Raw genomic sequence first — 18,658 nt, 5'->3', positions numbered from 1 at the left:
ATGACACAGATGAAATATATTCTCACAGGCCTGCTGGGCATCGCGATCTGCGGCAGCTCCTGTAAAAAATGGCTCACCGTGCAGCCCAAAACGCAGATGCCTGCAGACGTGCTGTTCAGCACGGAAAGCGGTTTCCAGGATGCCCTCACAGGCGTGTACATCCAGCTGAAGTCCCCCGGCGCCTATGGCAAACACATGACCTTCGGCACGATCGAAAGGCTCACATCCTCCTGGGATGTGATCGCTAATAGCACCGATCAGCGATTAGGCCTGTTCAACTATGCGGACGAAGGCGTGCAGAACTCGCTGTCTTCCATATATGAGGTGGAATACGGCATTATCGCCAGCATCAACGCCATACTCGGCGAAGTGGACGCCAGGAAGGACGTGTTCGGTGCCGCCGGGGGCTACGAAATGATGAAAGGCGAATGCCTGGCGTTGCGGGCGTACTGTCACCTGGACCTCCTGCGCCTCTTCGGGCCGGTGCCGGGCAACAATCCCGGTGGCACAGTGCTGCCATACGTGACGAAAGTGTCCCGCGTGCCGAACCAGCATCTTTCTTATGATGAATACAAAGCCGCACTGCTGAAAGACATTTCGGAGGCGGAGGCATTGATGGCGGAAGCGGATCCCTTCACCAGGTATTCGCAGGCTGAGCTATCCAACCCGGGCGGCAGCAGTTCCCCTTTCCGTCCTGAAAACACGTATTCCGGCTGGCGTTACCTGCGTATGAACTATTATGCCGTGAAAGCCCTGCAGGCCCGCGCTTACTTATGGTTTCAGGACAACGCGGCCGCTTATGCCGCCGCTAAAGCAGTGATAGAGGCGAAGAACCCGGATGGTAACGCCAAGTTCCGCCTCGGCACGCTGAGCGATATGTCCGCCGGCAACCTGAACCTGTCCGCGGAGCACATCTTCGGGCTGTATGATTTCCAGCTGGAATCCAAGTACAAGACGGATTTCAGTTCCGGCCTTTTAAAGAAAGGCAGCGCCGTGACCACGGTGAAGAACCAGCTGTATGGCAATACCGGCACAGACATCCGCGAGGCCAACCTCTGGGAGCTGGTCACTTTGCTGAACGGATCCAAATGTTACATCCTGAAGAAATACCGCGCGTCCACCGAAGCCACCGTGGTAGCGCCTTTCCAGATACCTATGCTGCGCATTGCGGAAATGTACCTCATTGCGGCCGAAGCCGCGCCTGCGGGCGAAGGCCAGCGGTACTGGAACGAGTTCCGTACGTCCAGGAACATTACCGTTTCCACTTTGCCGGCAGACCCTGTACAGGTACAGCTGGAACTCGTGAAAGAATACCGTAAGGAGCTTTTCGCGGAGGGCCAAAGCTTCTTTGCCTACAAACGCATCAATGCGCCCAAAGCCAGTTTCCTGTGGGTGCCTTCGGCTGCCGTGATCAATTACACGCCGCCGCTGCCATTAAGTGAATTCGCTCAATAAAAAAATGCCGGCAATGAAAAAGATATTGACACTGGCCGTGCTCACCGCAGCACTGGCCGCTTGTAAAAAAGACCAGTATTATCTCTACAATGATATCGCCCGCCTGCAGTTCGGCCCGCCGATCGCCCAGTTGTATTACAACCTCGCGGATATGGCGGATACCCTGAAACCATACACTTTCTATTACGAGCCTGATGCCGTAGGGCAGGACACGGTGAATTTCGATATCTACGCCATCGGCGGCACCAGTGGCGAAGACCGTCCCTACGAGCTGGAACAGGTGATGATGGAAGGAGAGGAGAACGCCGTAGCCGGGGTGCATTACAAAGCTTTCAGTGACGTTTCCCTCAAAAACACCTATGTGATCAAAGCAGGTGAAGTGCATGCCTACGCACCCGTGATCGTGCTGAGGGACGCTTCGCTGAAGAACAAGACGGTGAAACTTCAGCTGCGCGTAAAAGCCAACGGGCAGTTCCAGCCTGGGGAGATCAGGAAATTGTGGAGAAAGATGGAACTGACGGACCGCCTCAGCCAACCCGCCGCCTGGAACAATAGCGCCACACAATATTACTGGGGCAAATACAGCCGGGTAAAACATTCTTTTATGGTGGAGCAGACCGGTGAAAAATGGGACCAGGAGTTCTTCAATGAGATTAACGCGGACTACGCGCTGATCAGCTTCTGGCGGCTAAAGCTGCGCACATTGCTCACCGATTATAACAATGCACATCCCGGTGAGCCGCTCACGGATGAATCCGGCGAAACGGTAGTATTCCCTTAATCTCTTCAACAATGCAACCATGAAACGCACATACCAAAGCCTGGCTGCCTGCTGCATGCTGCTGCTGAGCGCCTGCTACAAGGACCATGGCAATTATACATACGATCTGCCCGAGGAGATCACCATCACGGGCATCGGCAGCGATTACGACAAAGTATCGCTGGTGGATCGCATCACCCTCGACCCGAAGGTGAGCTCCACGGATCCGCAGGCGGAATTCTCCTGCTGGTGGGGTATTTACGAAACCAACGTGCAGGGCAGCGCCCCGAAGGTGGACACCATCGGTCGTAGCAAAGCCCTTGACTACCTTGTAAAACAGCCCGCCAAAGGCTGGGTGCTCGTATTCGGCGCAAAGAACCTGCACACCGGCTTCAGCAAGATCGTGACCGCCCGGGTGAATGTGATCACCCAGTTCACCCGCGGCTGGTACGTCATGAAACACACCGGAGGACAAACGGATGTGGATCTTTTCCTCACGCCTTCCGGCATCATTGGGGAGGGTAAAATGGAGAACGTGTTCTCCCTCGTGAACGGCCGCAAGCTGGACGGCGCGGCGCGCCTCTTCGGCTACTATACTAACTACAAATCTGACGTGACCGGCGCGATGGCCAATACGAAAGGCCTGTTCATCCTCACGGACAAAGACGTAAGCGTGGTGAATATGAATACATTCAAAGAGATCCGCGGATTTAATTCACTGTTCTACGAAACGCCTGCCACAAAACGCCCCGGCAGTATCAGCGAAGGCTCTTCGGCCAACTACCTGGTAAACGACGGGCGGCTGCACAGCATTTACTCCATGTCCGCCAATGTGGGCATGTTCGGGGGCGTGCAACTGCGGGATGACAACAACAGTCCTTACAATCTTGCGGATTATTTCCTGACCCTTAATTATTATAATCCCTTCTTTTTCGACCAGTCGAGCAGCTCTTTCGTATCCGCCACGGGTACGGGTACGGTACTGTCTTCCGTATCGGATGCCACCGGTTCCGAAATGTCCGCCAACCGCAACAACAAAACATTGCTGTTCATGGGCATTGTGGCCTCGAGCCCTTACACGGGCGTTGCGCTTTTTAAAGATAAGACGGACGCGGGGCTGAAAATTTTGTCTGTCATTACACCGGAAAACTACACGCTGAAGATCGTGAACGATACACTGGACGCCGCGGAGAAATTGTACAATGCCCAACGTTACGGCCTGATCGTAACGGATGAAAGCATTCTTTATTTTTCCGTCGGTAATGAAGTGTGGTCCAGGAACCTGGCGAACGGTGCGGAGCGGTTGCAGTTCACGGTACCGGCAGGCGAGCAGATCACGTTTATTCGTCACCGCAAGTATACCGGTACCACCTCTACGGAGCTGCCTTATTATTTCAATTACATGCTCATTGGCACGGAGAGCGGCGGGCAATATAAAGTGCGCGTTTTCCGGAAGACCTCCGGTAATCTGAACGCCAGCCCGGACTTCGTGCTGGAAGGACAGGGGAGCGTTGGCGACGTGATCTACATCGCCCCGTCTATGAGCAATTACACATACCCGAATAGTTATTAACCAATCAGACGCTTACGAAATGAAAAAATTGCAACTCAGCCTCCTGGCCCTGGTGGCCCTGCCTGCCTTCCTGCAGGCACAGGTAACGGTAACCGGCGAATGGCTGCGCCGCCACGACGGCCGTGTGAAACTTTACCGTGTCGAACACGGAAGGCTGGAAGAGATCGCCGCTTCCAAACCCGGTGCTGATTCCGCATTCGGCTTCTATTTCAAACCCGAGCATGAAGGCTTCTACGTGATCGGAACCGGCACCCAGATGACGCCGCAGGACAAATACAGCTTTTACTTCAAACCGAAAGACCAGCTGAACCTGAAAGTGACCGATACCAGCTACGTGCTCACCGGTCAGAATTCCCCGGAGAACAAGGCCGTGGAAAAATGGCATAACACTGTGCTCCCGCTGGAAAGGAAAGGGGTTTATTTCAGCATGAGCCGCAGCTCGTACGTGGATTTTTTCCCGATGCTGGAACAGATCAATGCACAGGTGAAGCAAACGAAATATCCTTCCACAGGCAACAAGGCGTTCGATACGGAGTTCGCAATGTACCGGGAGATGGACCTGCTTTTCACTGCCTCAGAGCTGCTGAGCACGCCGCGCTCCGTACATCCTTCGGCGGGAGATTTTACGCCGTTCTTTAAAAGCATTGAGCCGGAACATTTCGCTACAGACACCCGCCTGCTGCGTTACCCTCATGGCATCCGCATGATGCGGTCCATACAGATAATGCCCGCGCGGCTGGGCAAAGGCGATGCGACGGACTACAGCCTGGAAAACCGCCTGAAAGGCATCGTAAACGATACGCTGAAAGGGGAAGTGGTGCTGCAGCAGTTTGCCGGGCTCAAAACCTATCTTGGTTATATGGATCTCAATAAGGAATATGGTAAATACATCCTTACAGCCGACCAGTCCCTCCGTGCCAAAGTTTTCGAAACGGAGCTGGCCAAAAAAGCCACCGCTTCCGGCGGAAAGGCTGTTGACTTCACCTATCCTGACGTGGACGGAAAAAACATATCACTGAGCGACTTCAAAGGAAAAGTGGTGCTGGTGGACGTTTGGGCTACCTGGTGCGGGCCGTGTAAAGGAGAAATTCCGCATTTGAAGAAACTGGAGAAAGAGATGCATGGAAAAGATGTGTTGTTCCTCAGTGTATCCGTGGACGAGCTGAAGGACCACCAGAAATGGAAAGACTTTATTAAGTCCGAGGAGCTGGGCGGCGTACAGCTTTTTGCCAGCGGGTGGAGTGATATTGCAAAGTTCTACAGCATCAAAGGGATTCCCCGTTTTATGGTGTTCGACAAACAGGGGAACATCGTTTCTACCGATGCGCCAAGGCCTTCGAATAAAGAATTGAAGCTGCTCCTGGAGAGCGAGGCTAAAAAGTAATATTGACAAACCAACCATTAGAATCAAAAAGGGCTGCCTGCCAGGCGGCCCTTTTTTGTTGATGAGGGTTGTTTTTAACGTTGGAGCGTTGGCCATCCTGCACTGTCCTGTGGGAGCGACCGGGCCTGTTTTTGTACCTTAACAGCTGAATGCCGGCTTCTGCGAATAAAATAATATATTGTTAATGTGTGAAAAAAGCTGAACTATATAACTTTGCTCGATTTTTCTAAAAAGCATTCAAATGGCTGATATCGAAAATCATACTCCGGGAGAAGAGCAGGAATTCCGGCAATTATTTGATATCTATTTTGAAAAGGTGCACTACCTGAGTATGCGATATATCCGCAATGGCAGCTTGTCGGAAGAGGTAGCTATGGATATAATGTTCCGGATATGGAAAAACCGGCAGCGTATCAGTGAAATTGAGAACAGGGACGGATATATATTCAAACTGGCTTACAACACAATCATTAACACATTACGCAAAAAAGAACATCTGTTATTTTCCATAGATTCCTTTGAAGAAAATAACCAGCCTGTGGCTGACCGTTCGCCACTTTATACATTATATAGTAAAGAACTTCATGCGGCATATGAAAATGCCATACTTGCCTTGCCGGAGAAGCGAAGGCAAATATATATAATGAACCGTGAGCAAAATCTTTCTTCTTCCGAGATAGCCCGCATTCTCGGTATTTCCCCCCGAACAGTTGAACACCAGATAGGCAGCGCTTTACGTACGATCCGTGAAGCCATGAAACAATACGGCGTTTTAATGCTGCCTTTTATCATTTGATGCGCCTGCTCCCAATGACGCCGGGTTTTCTGTAAAAAAAACTCTGAAAAGCTTACACTTTTGACTTTCAGCAACAGTTCACGTTGCCCTGCCGCTTCATTTTCCAAAGATTAAGGAATTGTTAAGCGATAGGTAATATTTCCGGGTACCTGTGTTTATATAAGTGAACACAGTACACAACACCCTTAACGGAAATAAATATAGAACATGGGTCCCGGAAAATTTCCATTCAACGAAGCATTGCTGCAAAAATACCTTACGGGCGAGCCCTGTACGCAGGAAGAGCTGGATGTTATAAAACAATATTTTACTACCGATGTGTATGCGCCGGTCATCAGGCAGGTAATGGAAGCGGAATGGTCTCACCTGGATACAGTTCAAGCCGGCAGAACGCCCCAGGATGAAAACTACGACCGGTTTATCACGACTAAACTGCAACCTTTCCTGGCACGGCGGCGGAAAGTGGTCAAAATGGTCATACAAAGTATGAAGTATGCCGCCGCGGCTGCTGTTTTGGTGCTGTGCGTGACAATATTTTACCCCTTTAAAAATGAAAAAAGGCAAGTGGCCGCCGCTAATCAATGGAATGAGAAATTTGCCGCCCGCGGCCAGCGGTTAAAGTTAACCATGCCGGACAGTACTGTCGTTTACCTCGCTCCGGAAAGCCGTATCTGGTATCCTGCCGCTGAGCAGTATATGTCCGGCCAACGGACAGTTCGCCTGGAAGGGGAGGCATATTTTGATGTAGTGCATGACACGGCACATCCTTTTACTGTACAGACCGGAACAATACGTACGGTGGACGTCGGAACGGCTTTCAATATCAGGGCCTACCCGGATGAACGGGCTATTGCGGTGACGGTGGCGGAAGGCGAAGTGCAGGTAGTGAAAATGGATCCCGGCCGGTTGGCCGTTTCAAAAACATTGATCGAAAGTGAGGGGATCGTATTCGACAAGGACTTGCAGCAATGGAACGATGTGGTGGTCAATACAAATGAAATAGGGAATTGGCGGAAAGGAGAATTTGAATTCGCGTCCGAACCCCTGGAAAATGTTGTAGCCATCCTGGGAAGGCACTATGATATGCAGTTTGCATGGAAAGATGAGTCGTTAAAAAGAAAAAAGATCACCATTCAGTTTTATAGCGATAGCCGGGCAACAGCCCTGGACCTGCTTGAATTAACGGCGGCAGTCAGGTTGGAGAAAAAGGGTGATACGATATGGATCAGTAAAAAAAGTAAAAAATAAAAAACGGTAATCATGAAAAAACGGGCGAAGAAGCCACTCGTGTCAGTCATATTTTTCTTAACGAGTTTATCCCTATACGCACAGGTTAGAATGGACCAGCGCGTTACCATCGATCTGAATAATGTCACGTTAGTGCAGGCAATAAAAGAGATTGAAAAAAGATCCGCTATCCGTTTTTCTTATGCAGAGGAAATCCCCGTGAGGTATCATCAACGGATTACGGTAAAGTTGGAGGATCAGCCTGTTCAAAAATTATTGGAGCAGTTATTTACCGGTAGCCCCGTTACTTATAGCATCCTGGGTGACCGGGTGATATTGCAGCCCGATCCTGCCTGGAAACCGGATTCCACGATCCGGCAGGGTGCTGCGATAGAAGGCCGCATCATGGAGGATACGCGTGATTATCCATTGCAGGGCGCTTCAGTTCAGCTGGAAGGCGCAGGTCGCTCGGCGGTCACCGACGAAAGCGGGTATTTTATATTTAACGGCCTGCAACCCGGCACATACAAACTTACCGCTTCGTTTGTCGGCTTCGAGAAGACTTCTTCCGGGAATATACTGGTCAGGGAGGGGGAGAAAGTTACCGCTGCAATCAGGATGCCGGTGTCGAAAGGTTATCTGCAAACAGTGGTTGTACGTACCGGCCGGCGGCTACAACCGGTGAACCACTCTTCTGACAGGATGATCATTGAGGAGATCAAACAATCACAGGGCGTGGTGTCTGGCATTTCCAGCGAGCAAATTGCCAAATCCGCCGATAACAATGCTGCCGAGGTAGTGAAGCGAATTTCCGGCGTTACCGTCACGGATGAGAGTTTTATCGTAGTGCGCGGCATGAACCAACGGTATAACGTAACCTACCTGGGCGACAATATTGCGCCATCTACCGAGCAATACAGCAGGGCCTTTGCGCTGCAGCTGATCCCTTCCCGGATCATAGACAAAATAATGGTGTACAAGTCGCCACGGCCCGATCTTTTCGGCGATTTCGCCGGAGGAGCAGTGAAAGTATATACCAAAGATGCTTTGGCCGTAAAACATTTCGACGTTGGCCTGCGCCTCGGTTATCTGCCGGTGTCCACGTTCAAAAACATGAACAGTTACAAGGGCGGCAAAACGGACTGGCTGGGCTTTGATGATGGCAGCAGGAAATTGCCCGCGTCGGTGCCCGGTTACGGCGATTTCAGGAAAGCGTCACTGACCCCTGCGGAATACGTCAAATCGTTTAATCCCGGGCTTTCTTACGGCACCAGGACGGCTTTGCCCGACCTTCAATTTACACTGAACTATTATGATGTCTTCAAGTTGGGCAGCAGGCGGCTCTACAACGTAACCGCCTTTGCCTTCACCAACGAGAACCGTTACAATGATGATATTTACCGCCAGCAGGGCAATACACTCGCCGCTACAGAATACGGTTTTCAAAACTCCATGACACGTGAATACAGGAGTATAGAAACCGGGCAGGCCAACCTGATGCAGAATTTTGTGCTAAAGCTCGATGGCCACCACCAGTTGTATTTCAGGAACTTTATCCTGCAGGATGGGAAGAAAAGCACACAGGTACGCGTATCAAGGCCCAATGACGGGGAAGAGTTGTCAAGCCTGACCAAAAGCAACGTGCTCGGGTTCACCAGCCGGTTGCTGTATACCGGCAATCTCGGCGGTAATCACCTGTTCGGCAAAGACAAACAAAACCTGGACTGGAACCTTGGCTATACAAACACACGGTATTATATGCCAGACCAGCGGGTGATCAACCTGGGCATTCCCGGGGGGCATACCCTGGAAGGCGTTTCCATGACAGATGCGAACTGGCTGGCGGCGGTACGTACGGGAGGACTGAAGGAGCGGCAGGTAGGGCTTATTTCAAGATTTTTCCTTGACAGCCGTGAAAAACTGTACAACGCTTCCGCCGATTACAACTTCCACCTGGCGGAGGGCGCAGATATCAAAGTTGGCACCTATCATTTCTGGAAGGAGCGCGCGCTGTTTCGCAGGGTGTATGTAGTGCACGACGCCCAGTTCTCATTCGACTTCACTAATACGCAAAACCTTCCCGGTACAGCTGATTATATAAATCCCGCACTGGTTTGGTTCAGGGAGAAGGACCTGGACAAAGTGTGGAGCACGGATTATTTCAGGGATGATGCAACCGGGCTTGCCATATTTGATTATACCTCACCCACTGATGCCTACAAGGCAACAGAACAATACAATGCGGGATATATTTCGATGGAAGCACGCCCCTGGAAAGGCAAAGTGGAATTGACGGGCGGCGTCCGCCTGGAACATGACCGGCAAAAGATCGCCGCTGCCCTGGAAATACCGTCATTCAATGTGCCGTTGCTGGTAGACAGGCCCAGGACCGTATGGCTCCCCTCCATCAACGGCAGCTTCCGGCCAAACGACAGCTGGGTGTTGCGCGCCGGGTACGGAAGAACCGTAAACAGGCCGGAATTCAGGGAAATAGCGCCCTTTACAGATTTTGATTACCTGAACCGGGAAATGGTGGTAGGCAACGTGCAACTGGAGACCGCCATGATCGACAATTTTGACGTACGGTTTGAATTTTACCCGCAGAAAAATAAAGGAGAAACATTCAGCATTGGCGCCTTTTACAAACACCTGGACAAGCCTATCGAACGGATCGTTTTCTCGGACGTACTGGACGAATCCGCTTTTAACAGCATCACTTTCCGGAATGCTGATGAAGCCAGGGTATACGGGTTGGAAGCGGAAGTGCGCAAAAGCCTGTCTTTCATTCCCGGCAAATTTTTCAGGCATCTTTCCGTGGTCGCCAACGGCGCCTGGATCCGCAGCGAAACCTGGAAGGACAGCCTGCGTGCCGATGAAAGAGGGCAAATAGCCTACGGGCGGACATTCCGCCGTCCATTGCAGGGGCAGTCGCCTTATGTGTTGAATGCCGGCCTCTTTTACGACAATCCGGTGATGGGCAGCAAAGTGTCCCTTATCTGGAACGTGTCCGGCGTCAATATCTATGCGGCGGGTGTTCATACGGAAAGCAATTATGCGAACAGCAGCACCAGGGGCTCCATTCTGCAACTGCCCCGCCACCTGCTGGACGCGGCCATTACGCAACGCCTTGCCAAAAGATGGCAGGCAAGGCTCAGTGCACAGAACCTGCTCAATGAAGCGATCACATTTGTGGAGGATAACAACTTCGATAATAAATATAATCCTGAAAAAGTGGTGGAAGATGGTTCGCCGCTGACGAAATACGAGGGTGACAATATTTCCCAGCGATACAATCCCGGCCGGTATTTTTTATTATCGCTCCTGTACTCATTTTAATTCCCGGATAAAAAACCTGAAAATATGTTCTTGAAAAATACATCTCATACAAACGCCCGTTATGTGCTGTACGTAGCTTTGTTATTGATTATTATCACAACGGGCTGCAAGAAAACAGACAAGTTTTACACGGAACTGGAAGACATTCTCCAGGTAGCGGGTGAAAAGTTCGGCTACAAATCCACCTATGCGGTAGGCGATACTATTTATTTTTATGGCCGTTTCGGTACGCTGGACAGCGATCTCCGCATCCGCATCGGAGATGCCGACGGGCAGCTATTGAGCAGGAGTTATGTGGAAGCTATTCAGAACAGTTACCTGGATGAAGTGCAGCACCATAAAACCCTGCAATTGGTAAAGGTGCTTGTTGATGAAAAAATGGGAACAGGACCAGATCGGCAGGTTCGTTTTACAATGGGCGCTCAAACCGTGACGGGCACTCCCGTATATATCCGTAATGGCGGCACTCCCGCCGTATTTAACGATACACTTAACCTGAAACAAACCGGCTTTGACTATGATCTGTCCAAACACTATTTTATCCAGGCCTGGACCGGGACAGGGAAGGTGTTTTATTTTAACTACATGGACAATACGCTGAATGTATGGCAAGATAGCGTGTCAACCATTCTTCCTGTTGTGTTTGAAGATGCTGTAGGCTTATTCACGATCACCACGGTGTATTCCGCCCATGTGAACAGGTCCGAAAGGCAGCTTGTTTTTTGCGCATCCACAAAGAACATTTCTACCGGTACTTCGGCTCAACGGCTTTGCAGGATAGACCTTTCCAATTTGGAGCTTACCACCCTGAACCTGACGGCGGGCTCCATCAGCGGCGGCCCCTGGGAAGGCCCGGTGGGCAGTGTCAAATTGCCGATTATCCGTTTAATGGCCGTTGGGGAAAGCGGCCGGATCTATTTTCATACCGGGCAGCTATACAGGCAATATTTAACGAGCGCCATCGGGATGGTGAACGAAGAAGGCGATGTAGCTTATATAACGGGCAGCCTGTCCGGCACTACCGTCAGCAATGCCCCCATCGTTTTTAGCAATACCGGTGGCGTAAACACCGCCGGCGTTGCGCCTACGCCTGTGGCCTTCGACCCGGACAAACATTTGTTCTACCACCTGGCGTATGCAGACAGCTATGCGTTTTTCCGGCATAGCATCCTTAATGTTTTTGACCTGTCGCAGCGACGGGAAGTGAATACCTTTGCGCCGGAACATGCCGACCTTGGTGTGCAAATGATACTGGACGCGCCTTTTAAAGCGGCGAAGTACGACCAGTGCGGGCCCTGGTTTTTGCAGGAAGGCAAACCGGTTTTTTTCCTGAGCGACAACTATTCGCGTAATGATGTGGGCGCTGCCGTTGTGGTTGATTTTGAAGGCAGGAAAACCTATACCTACGCCCCCAGCTTCATCTACCAGCGGCAGCCCTCGAGCGGGGCTATGGTTGACAGGATCGCAATGAACTATACGCCGGAAGGACATGTGATCTTCAGGCGGCCGTACACCTCATCTGAGCCTCAATATCCTAAATCGACACTGGAAATTACAGAGATCAAAAATTAAAGCATTGTATGCAAACGAGAAGAATATATATTGGTTTATTCGTGGCCATCGCCTTTTTGCTGGCATGTAAAAGAGAAATAGATCCCCCGGCATTCCCCGCGGATGCCCGTATTAATTTTTTCAACGCGGCGCATTATCCTACGCCTTACATTGCCGTGGATGCATCTGATGCCGCCCATTTCCAGCATCCCGCCGTGTTGGACTTTTTCGGGAGGCAGAGCTACCCGATCAGCTTGTATGGTGGTGAGGTCAAACAGGGCGCTATTGTCTATATGTCTTTACCCGCAGGGGCGCACCAGTTTTATTTTGCCGATACGGGAAAGGTGCTTCGTACGGAAAAAGAACTGGACATGCAGGCCGGCAGTTACACCGCATTGTACTTAACGGATAGCCTGCTTCATTATGATGTGATAGCAGTCGCGGCGAATCCTTTCGAACAGCATCCCGGTAAAATAAAGATAAGGATCATCAACCTGGTGCCGGACCTGCTGCTCAATGCAAAAATGGTGGCCGGAGATGGAAGCCAATATAGCAATGGTCTGCCCCGGGAAATACCGTACAAAACAATTACGTCCTATTTTGAGCCTGATACAAGCCAGGCGCTGAACGGGAGCTTTTTCTTTCGCTTTTATCACCAGGATGCCAATGGAGAAGTGCTGGTGGGAACAGCTCCCGCAGTAAAGGCAACGCCCGGTCGCGCCTACACGGTAGTTGTGCAGGGATATAGGGATCAATATTCCGTTTCAGGTATAGCATTCAAAAAAGGGATTACCGCAGTTGTAAGAGTAGAAAACTGAATCGTCCCTAGGCAATCCCCGGTGAACATCCGGGGATTGTTCCTTATTGCCACTCCGGCACATAATACAAACGTCTTTAGAAATCGCTCCCCCGTTACGGCGCCTTGTTCACCGGAGGCGCCCCTGTATAACTTTCCCTTACATACTGCCTGTAGGCGTCTTTAAAGCCCAGCTGCTGCCGGTAACAGAAATAATCGTGTACCGTCCGTTCACTGGTGCGGAAAGGCTGGAAGTGCCCGTCCATGCCCCTCATTTTCACACTATCAGAGGTTTTGATCACCTCGTTCCGGTAATTGCAGCCCAGGGTGGTGGAGCTCTTTTTCGATGGACTAATGGGTATCGGGCCCAGGAATTTTTTAAGCAGCACGCGGTCGCGGTCGTTATAGCCAATGTAAAAGAAGTGCTGCGCGTTGAGCGCCGGTGAAATGGTATTAAAGGTGGTGACACCGGGCATACCGGGAGCATTCATGAAAAAGAAGGTTTTTTGCGGCAATGGAGGCAGTTCGCGGAACGCTTTCACAAAATACCGGTTAAGATGTGAGCAGGTATCTTTCATTTTCTGTATCGGGTGCAACACCGTGCCTGCCGCTACGGTGGCGCCGAAGGAGTGCGAGATGATATTTACCTGAAGGGTGGGGTCTATATCCTTCATTAGCTGGCGGATCGTCAGGGAGGCCAGGTATGCAGTGTTTGTAATGTAGTTATATAACTTTCCCGTGCCCGGCTCCACGTCGTCTTTGATGGTGCAGCCATTCTTTGAGAACCGTAAGGTTTTGGCATCATTACTGGGCCAGAACACACGCACGAACAATACTTTCTCGTTAAATCCGGTCAGGCGGCATTCCGACATAAAGTCCCGGATAAGGTCATTTCCCTGCAAGTGCGCTACGCTGTAGGGTACGTTGTAGCCGTGAATAAAAAATACAACGCGGCGGATATTATTTTTACATATTACCTTCTTCATTGAATCAGCGAAGGCTTTCAGATACCGGTCGTTCCAGATTTGCCGGAACTTCAGCAAAAACGTGTCCGACGAGCACGCGGGATTTTTTGCATACGGCTCGATGGTCGCTTGTAATGTGTCGCACAATGTGTCAAGACGGGAGTCGAGCATACCGTCATGATATCGCATCATGGAATAGAAAGTGCGGGAGCGTAAATTTTTCCTTGATGGTTTATCATCGAGGAAAATAGATTGAAAGTCGTTATTGTTGATGCTGGCGGGGTAGACGCAGCCAGCTCCATCAAGTCGCAGTGAAAGGTTTACTACCGAATCTTCCCCGCAGGGTAAATGCGTTTCCAGGTTTTCACCGGCGAACTCGTACCAGTTATCCGCAATGACTTTTCTTTTTTCAAGATTGAACCGGTCGTACAGAAAACCGACGCACAGGAAGTTGGGCGTACACTCCTTACATCCCGGCAGCAGGTTGAAGTAAGAATACAGCCGGTTCTTCTTAAACCTGATGATCATATCCTCCCCATTTTTGCGGAATACGAAATAAAATTCCTTTTTTTGCAGGTCTACGTGAATTGCGCAGTCTTTAGATTGCAGCGTTTCTCCTTTGGATTTATCATCTCTTATCCGCACCTTTTGAAAAATCAAATTGAACGAATTCTGCTTCTCATAAAGCGGCATTAATACCAGCGATTCGCCGGTAGCCTTGTACTCGAATCCATCTGGTACAGCTATACGCACGGCTTCTACTTCTTTGCTGCTGCTATCACGATCGGCCAGGTCCCAATATTCCTCCCGGTTGTCTTTTGCATTCACACGGAAATAGAGCGTATCGCCGTAACCGTTTTTCAGGTTTCCGAACCGGATCTGGTTCAACTTATAAACATTTACATCCACCACTTTCGGCGTGTCTGCCGCCGGGAGGAGTTTAGAGCTAGACGAATATACCTTTTCATGTTTATTCTTCAGGTAATTGATCACGATTACCTTGTTGTGAACTTGGGATATGAACATAATTTCCGTTTCCACCGTATCCCGCCTTGCACCTGTCGGGTTCCGGTCGCTACAGTTACACGGAGCGGTATAATTTCCATCTCCCGTGTTGCGTGTGTCCGTGCAGATCAACCGCACATAGGTAACAAACGTTGTATCGATGACCGTTGTTTCCATCCGCCCGGGGCCGGATGGTAGCCGATCGGCGGGATGGAAGGACGGGCCTCCCGTCAGCCAGCGGTAAAACCGGGGTATGAACCAGTTCTGCTGCGCCTGGCTCTGGATGGTCATGCAGCAGCACACCAGCAATAGTAAGTATCTCATTTTTTTAACCCGATTTTAGATTGTTGATAATAACCTGTGATGCCGCCGGCCGTGCTGCCTTTGTAAGGCACCAGGTGCAGGGAGTAAAACATATTGTCGTGGATCCTGTGCTGGAAGTCGGTCCGGGGATAGTTATAAAAAATCGCGTACATGCCGTAACCTCGGGCGGTATTGGATGCACTGAAGATAAGGGATGATTTGTTGTAGTAGTTTTCTTCCATGTTCTTATACAGGACGTAGGAATGACCCAATTTATTACTGAGTTCGTAAGCGCTGGGCGAATAACCGGTGAACTTGCCGAAGCTGGCTTCCAGCAGGTTAAACGGCGCTTCATCATCCAGGTGATAGGTGATCAGCCCCCCACCGGTAAAGTACCGGTCTTTCCGGTCGCCCAGCGGCGGAATGAAGGGCGGACCGTCATTGATGTAACTGAACTGCAACCGGTCCGCATGCAGGTTGAGGAAACCTACAGCCTGCCGGTTATACAACTTCCTGGTGAGGAACAACACGTAATTGCCACCACCCGATACCGACCAGCGGTAAGGGTTTTGTAAAGGCGGCAACGTATAGTTCTGGAAGTAATACAGCGGGTAATTGCGTTCTCCCGGCCGGTATTTCCCATTTTCCAGCATACGGTAGCTGGTGCCCACCGTAAGTGTGTAGGAGAAGATAAAGTCTATTTCTATACTGTTGGCAAATTTTACCACGCCTGGTCGGTTACTGCCAAAGCCGCCGCTATAGATCATGAGATCGGCATGTGCCGAAGGATACAACCAGTCATTGCCTAAACTGCTGCCTACACCGGCAGAAAGGCCAAGCCGGAAATTAAATCTTTCCAGTTTTGAATAGTCTATTGACAGTTTGATACCATAGCCGATTTGTGTACCGGCGGCGTTATCATAAGTAGAAAAGTGTTTCTGGGCCCTTGCTTTGGGCACCAGGCACAGGTACATCAGGGCTGCCAGGCTGTAAGCCGGCCATCGTTTTCTGCATTGGGGCATTGTGCGATCGATTTAATGGAAATTCAAGAGTGATAGTGGTTAAAATGGGGAGGGGGTCGAATGCGGTTATAGGTTGTGCTAAAGTAAAAATAGTACAGATTCTTTAAAGTTCAATAGCTTTTGAAAAGATTTTTACTCTCGCTGTATTCTGCACTTCCGGATGTAAACACTATGTGTTAAGATCAAAGATATATGTGGAGGAATGCGGCGAAAACAAAAATGCTTGAAAATAAAATAGGTTGTAAATCTAACGACTTACAACCTATTGACGTGCCCAGAACTGGATTCGAACCAGCACACCCTTGCGAGCGCTGCGACCTGAACACAGTGCGTCTACCAATTTCGCCATCTGGGCATCTTGTTTCAGGGAGTGCAAAAGTAAATCATTATTTCATTTTTCCAAATTCCGGGTAAATATTTTTAATGACAGCTGTATAAAAAAAACTCCTGGAGGTCTTCCAGGAGCTGACATTTCCAATTGCTAACCCTTTGCTGAAGCAAAAGATTAGTGATCGGGATGATACAAACTATGAATAACGTATAAAGTTGCTGAGTGTTCGTTTTAGTTAAAAAAAGCAGCCGCGCATTCGCCCGGCGAGCCCGGCTGCTTTTTGTCTATGCTGAATGAATACTCCCTAAATGGTGAAACGGAAATAACACCAGCAGCTCCATGCACAATACCTGTCGCCGATCTTTGCCCTTACTCTCCAACGGCCCGGTTGCGCACCCACGAAGTTGTGGTTGAAAGTGGTGCCGGTAATGCCATGGTATACTGCAAAGCTCCGGAAAGATTGTGCGGCCCATTCGCCGCCGTTCACCGCGCCGTGTGCATCGATCTCGATGCTGTAGGTTGCGCCCGGAATGTTCACCGGCGCCCATTTGAGCGTCATGGTGCGGGGATAGTGACCGAACACGGAGCCTTCGGCCGGTTCCAGCGGGCGGGGCACGGCGCCTTTCCACCAGGTGAGCGTGGGGTCTCCCAGGACGCTCATGCCATAGAACCACTGTCTTTCGCCCAGGTCATGATCGGAGCCGCGTGCTTTCCACCAGTCTACCATCGCGTCGCCGATACATTTTCCTTTTCCGATCGGATCGTAGAAGTCCGCGAAAAACAGCATGGACCCGGTTTTGGTGCTGCCTACAGCGGTGAGGCCGTAATTGGTTTCCCCGCCGGCTTTGTCAAAAATGTACCAGCCGCCGAGGTAGTCGTTTTCTGTAAAACGTGCGGTGCTGCAGCAGAAAAGATTGTAAAAATGTGCATTCGGGGCACGGCTGTCACGGAAATAAGAACGGTCGATCCATTCGGTGGTGCCGGTGGAAGGAATGTGGAAGGAGTGCACATGCGGAGAAGAATGTGAACAAAGCTGCACGAATGAACGTGTTTTGTTCACTTCTTCTTTGTAAAGGTCCGCATCTGTGATGTCAGGGTTAGTGTATTTGGTTATATAGGCTGAGGGTGTCATAAGGTCCATTTCGCAATCGTCGAAGCCGGTCCAGTCATCTTCCACATAAGCCAGCGCCGAGCGGGAATGGCCCAGGTTGCCGGTACGGAAAAGATGGTTGCGGTCGAAATAATTGTTGATGAGCGCGGCATCATTGCCGTCCAGGGTAGGCGTCCAGATGCGGCCTATCCATATTTCGGGGATCACATCGCCGGTTACTGCATTGTATTTGCCGTCGCCGTCCGCATCCGCCCAGGTGCCGTTCGTGTCCATGTAAAACAGGTCGCAGGGGAACTCTGAGCTGGCGCCGTAAAAATCGTCGCTCATCTCGAACCATGCGGCGGGAATGGCGCCCACCATCACCGCGCCAACGGGGGATTTACCTTTGATATAGTTGCGGATAAAAGCCGGTTTGCCGCCGCGCACCACGTGAATAGTGGCCCAGTAACCATCGCGGCCGAGATCGAGCACGTAACGTTCCACACGGTCTTTCACCGCGGTATATACGTCCTTATGTACCAGCACGAGTACTTTGCCTTTGGGAAAACGCAGCCAGTTGTAGGTGTTGAGATAAGCCTCGTTGGCGCCGTATACGGGGCGGGGCTTTTCTTCTATCAGCGGCAGCAGGTCCAGGAACTTTTTATTTACCTCCAGGTACTCCGCGAAGGTTTTCAGCTGGATCTTGTTCGGGTCCATCAGCCTCAGGTTCCGCACGCTTTTATAGGCCTGCGCCAGTTTGTAGTTACGTCCCACCGCCGCCATATTAAAAATGGTACGGTCCTGCAGCACCTGTGTACGGATGGTGGACAGGTTCGAGACGGTCTGTTTTTCACCGGCTATTTTGTAGCCGTTCAGTGGATTTTTTTCAGTAGACATCTTCTTTCTTTTTGGGGGTTAAATGAAATTTGATGCCACAAATCTACTGATACAGTGCTGAGCGGAACAGGGAACAATTACCTGATTTTATCCGTACTTCTACGCACAGGATTTTTAAGGGAGAGTACTGCAAAATGCCCGCAGTGGTTGAGGGGCAAAGGATTAGA

The 18,658-nt window shown here is 50.5% G+C and carries 12 protein-coding genes and 1 tRNA gene; 9 read left to right on the top strand and 4 right to left on the bottom strand.

Translation table 11 applies throughout. From position 1 onward, the window contains the following. The 9 genes from EG028_RS17360 to EG028_RS17320 all read left to right on the top strand — a co-directional run bounded on the left by EG028_RS17360 (position 1) and on the right by EG028_RS17320 (position 12,900). Positions 1-1,455: a RagB/SusD family nutrient uptake outer membrane protein gene (locus tag EG028_RS17360; RefSeq protein ID WP_120517779.1), complete on the top strand. Its 1,455-nt coding sequence runs from the start codon at positions 1-3 to the stop codon at positions 1,453-1,455. 13 nt (positions 1,456-1,468) lie between these two features. Then, positions 1,469-2,236, top strand: coding sequence for a DUF4843 domain-containing protein (locus EG028_RS17355; RefSeq protein WP_162946557.1), 768 nt, complete (start codon positions 1,469-1,471; stop codon positions 2,234-2,236). 19 nt (positions 2,237-2,255) lie between these two features. Beyond that, the gene (locus EG028_RS17350) at positions 2,256-3,788 is read left to right on the top strand and encodes a PKD-like family lipoprotein (protein WP_120517781.1); all 1,533 of its coding nucleotides are present in this window, start codon (positions 2,256-2,258) and stop codon (positions 3,786-3,788) included. A 19-nt stretch (positions 3,789-3,807) separates the two neighbouring features. Continuing rightward, the gene (locus tag EG028_RS17345; protein ID WP_120517782.1) at positions 3,808-5,172 is read left to right on the top strand and encodes a TlpA family protein disulfide reductase; all 1,365 of its coding nucleotides are present in this window, start codon (positions 3,808-3,810) and stop codon (positions 5,170-5,172) included. Positions 5,173-5,413: 241 nt separating this feature from the next. After that, positions 5,414-5,968 carry an RNA polymerase sigma-70 factor gene (locus EG028_RS17340; RefSeq protein ID WP_120517783.1) on the top strand — a complete coding sequence of 185 codons (555 nt, stop codon included), beginning with the start codon at positions 5,414-5,416 and terminating at the stop codon, positions 5,966-5,968. Between the two features lie 207 nt (positions 5,969-6,175). Then, positions 6,176-7,216 carry a FecR family protein gene (locus EG028_RS17335; RefSeq protein WP_120517784.1) on the top strand — a complete coding sequence of 347 codons (1,041 nt, stop codon included), beginning with the start codon at positions 6,176-6,178 and terminating at the stop codon, positions 7,214-7,216. A gap of 255 nt (positions 7,217-7,471) precedes the next feature. Then, positions 7,472-10,531: a TonB-dependent receptor gene (locus EG028_RS17330; protein WP_162946558.1), complete on the top strand. Its 3,060-nt coding sequence runs from the start codon at positions 7,472-7,474 to the stop codon at positions 10,529-10,531. Positions 10,532-10,561: 30 nt separating this feature from the next. Next, entirely contained in the window at positions 10,562-12,103 is a 1,542-nt protein-coding gene (locus tag EG028_RS17325) for a hypothetical protein (RefSeq protein ID WP_123864703.1), read from the top strand. Positions 12,104-12,111: 8 nt separating this feature from the next. Next, the gene (locus tag EG028_RS17320) at positions 12,112-12,900 is read left to right on the top strand and encodes a DUF4397 domain-containing protein (protein WP_123864702.1); all 789 of its coding nucleotides are present in this window, start codon (positions 12,112-12,114) and stop codon (positions 12,898-12,900) included. A gap of 94 nt (positions 12,901-12,994) precedes the next feature. Here EG028_RS17320 and EG028_RS17315 read toward each other — a convergent pair whose 3' ends face one another. The 4 genes from EG028_RS17315 to EG028_RS17300 all read right to left on the bottom strand — a co-directional run bounded on the left by EG028_RS17315 (position 12,995) and on the right by EG028_RS17300 (position 18,491). Beyond that, positions 12,995-15,172 carry an alpha/beta hydrolase gene (locus EG028_RS17315; RefSeq protein WP_120517788.1) on the bottom strand — a complete coding sequence of 726 codons (2,178 nt, stop codon included), beginning with the start codon at positions 15,170-15,172 and terminating at the stop codon, positions 12,995-12,997. Next, positions 15,169-16,173 carry a hypothetical protein gene (locus EG028_RS17310; RefSeq protein ID WP_120517789.1) on the bottom strand — a complete coding sequence of 335 codons (1,005 nt, stop codon included), beginning with the start codon at positions 16,171-16,173 and terminating at the stop codon, positions 15,169-15,171. The genes EG028_RS17315 and EG028_RS17310 overlap by 4 nt, the downstream gene beginning before the upstream one ends. Before the next feature lie 271 nt (positions 16,174-16,444). Continuing rightward, positions 16,445-16,528: transfer RNA gene (locus EG028_RS17305), tRNA-Leu, on the bottom strand. A 280-nt stretch (positions 16,529-16,808) separates the two neighbouring features. Further along, on the bottom strand, positions 16,809-18,491 hold the full coding sequence (locus EG028_RS17300; RefSeq protein ID WP_120517790.1) for a C25 family cysteine peptidase: 1,683 nt from the start codon (positions 18,489-18,491) through the stop codon (positions 16,809-16,811). Positions 18,492-18,658: the final 167 nt, after the last annotated feature.

The organism is Chitinophaga barathri (genome assembly GCF_003807585.1).
Lineage (GTDB): Bacteria > Bacteroidota > Bacteroidia > Chitinophagales > Chitinophagaceae > Chitinophaga > Chitinophaga barathri.
The sequence above is the reverse complement of the archived record's forward strand: the minus strand, read 5'-3'. Positions and strand labels throughout refer to the sequence as shown.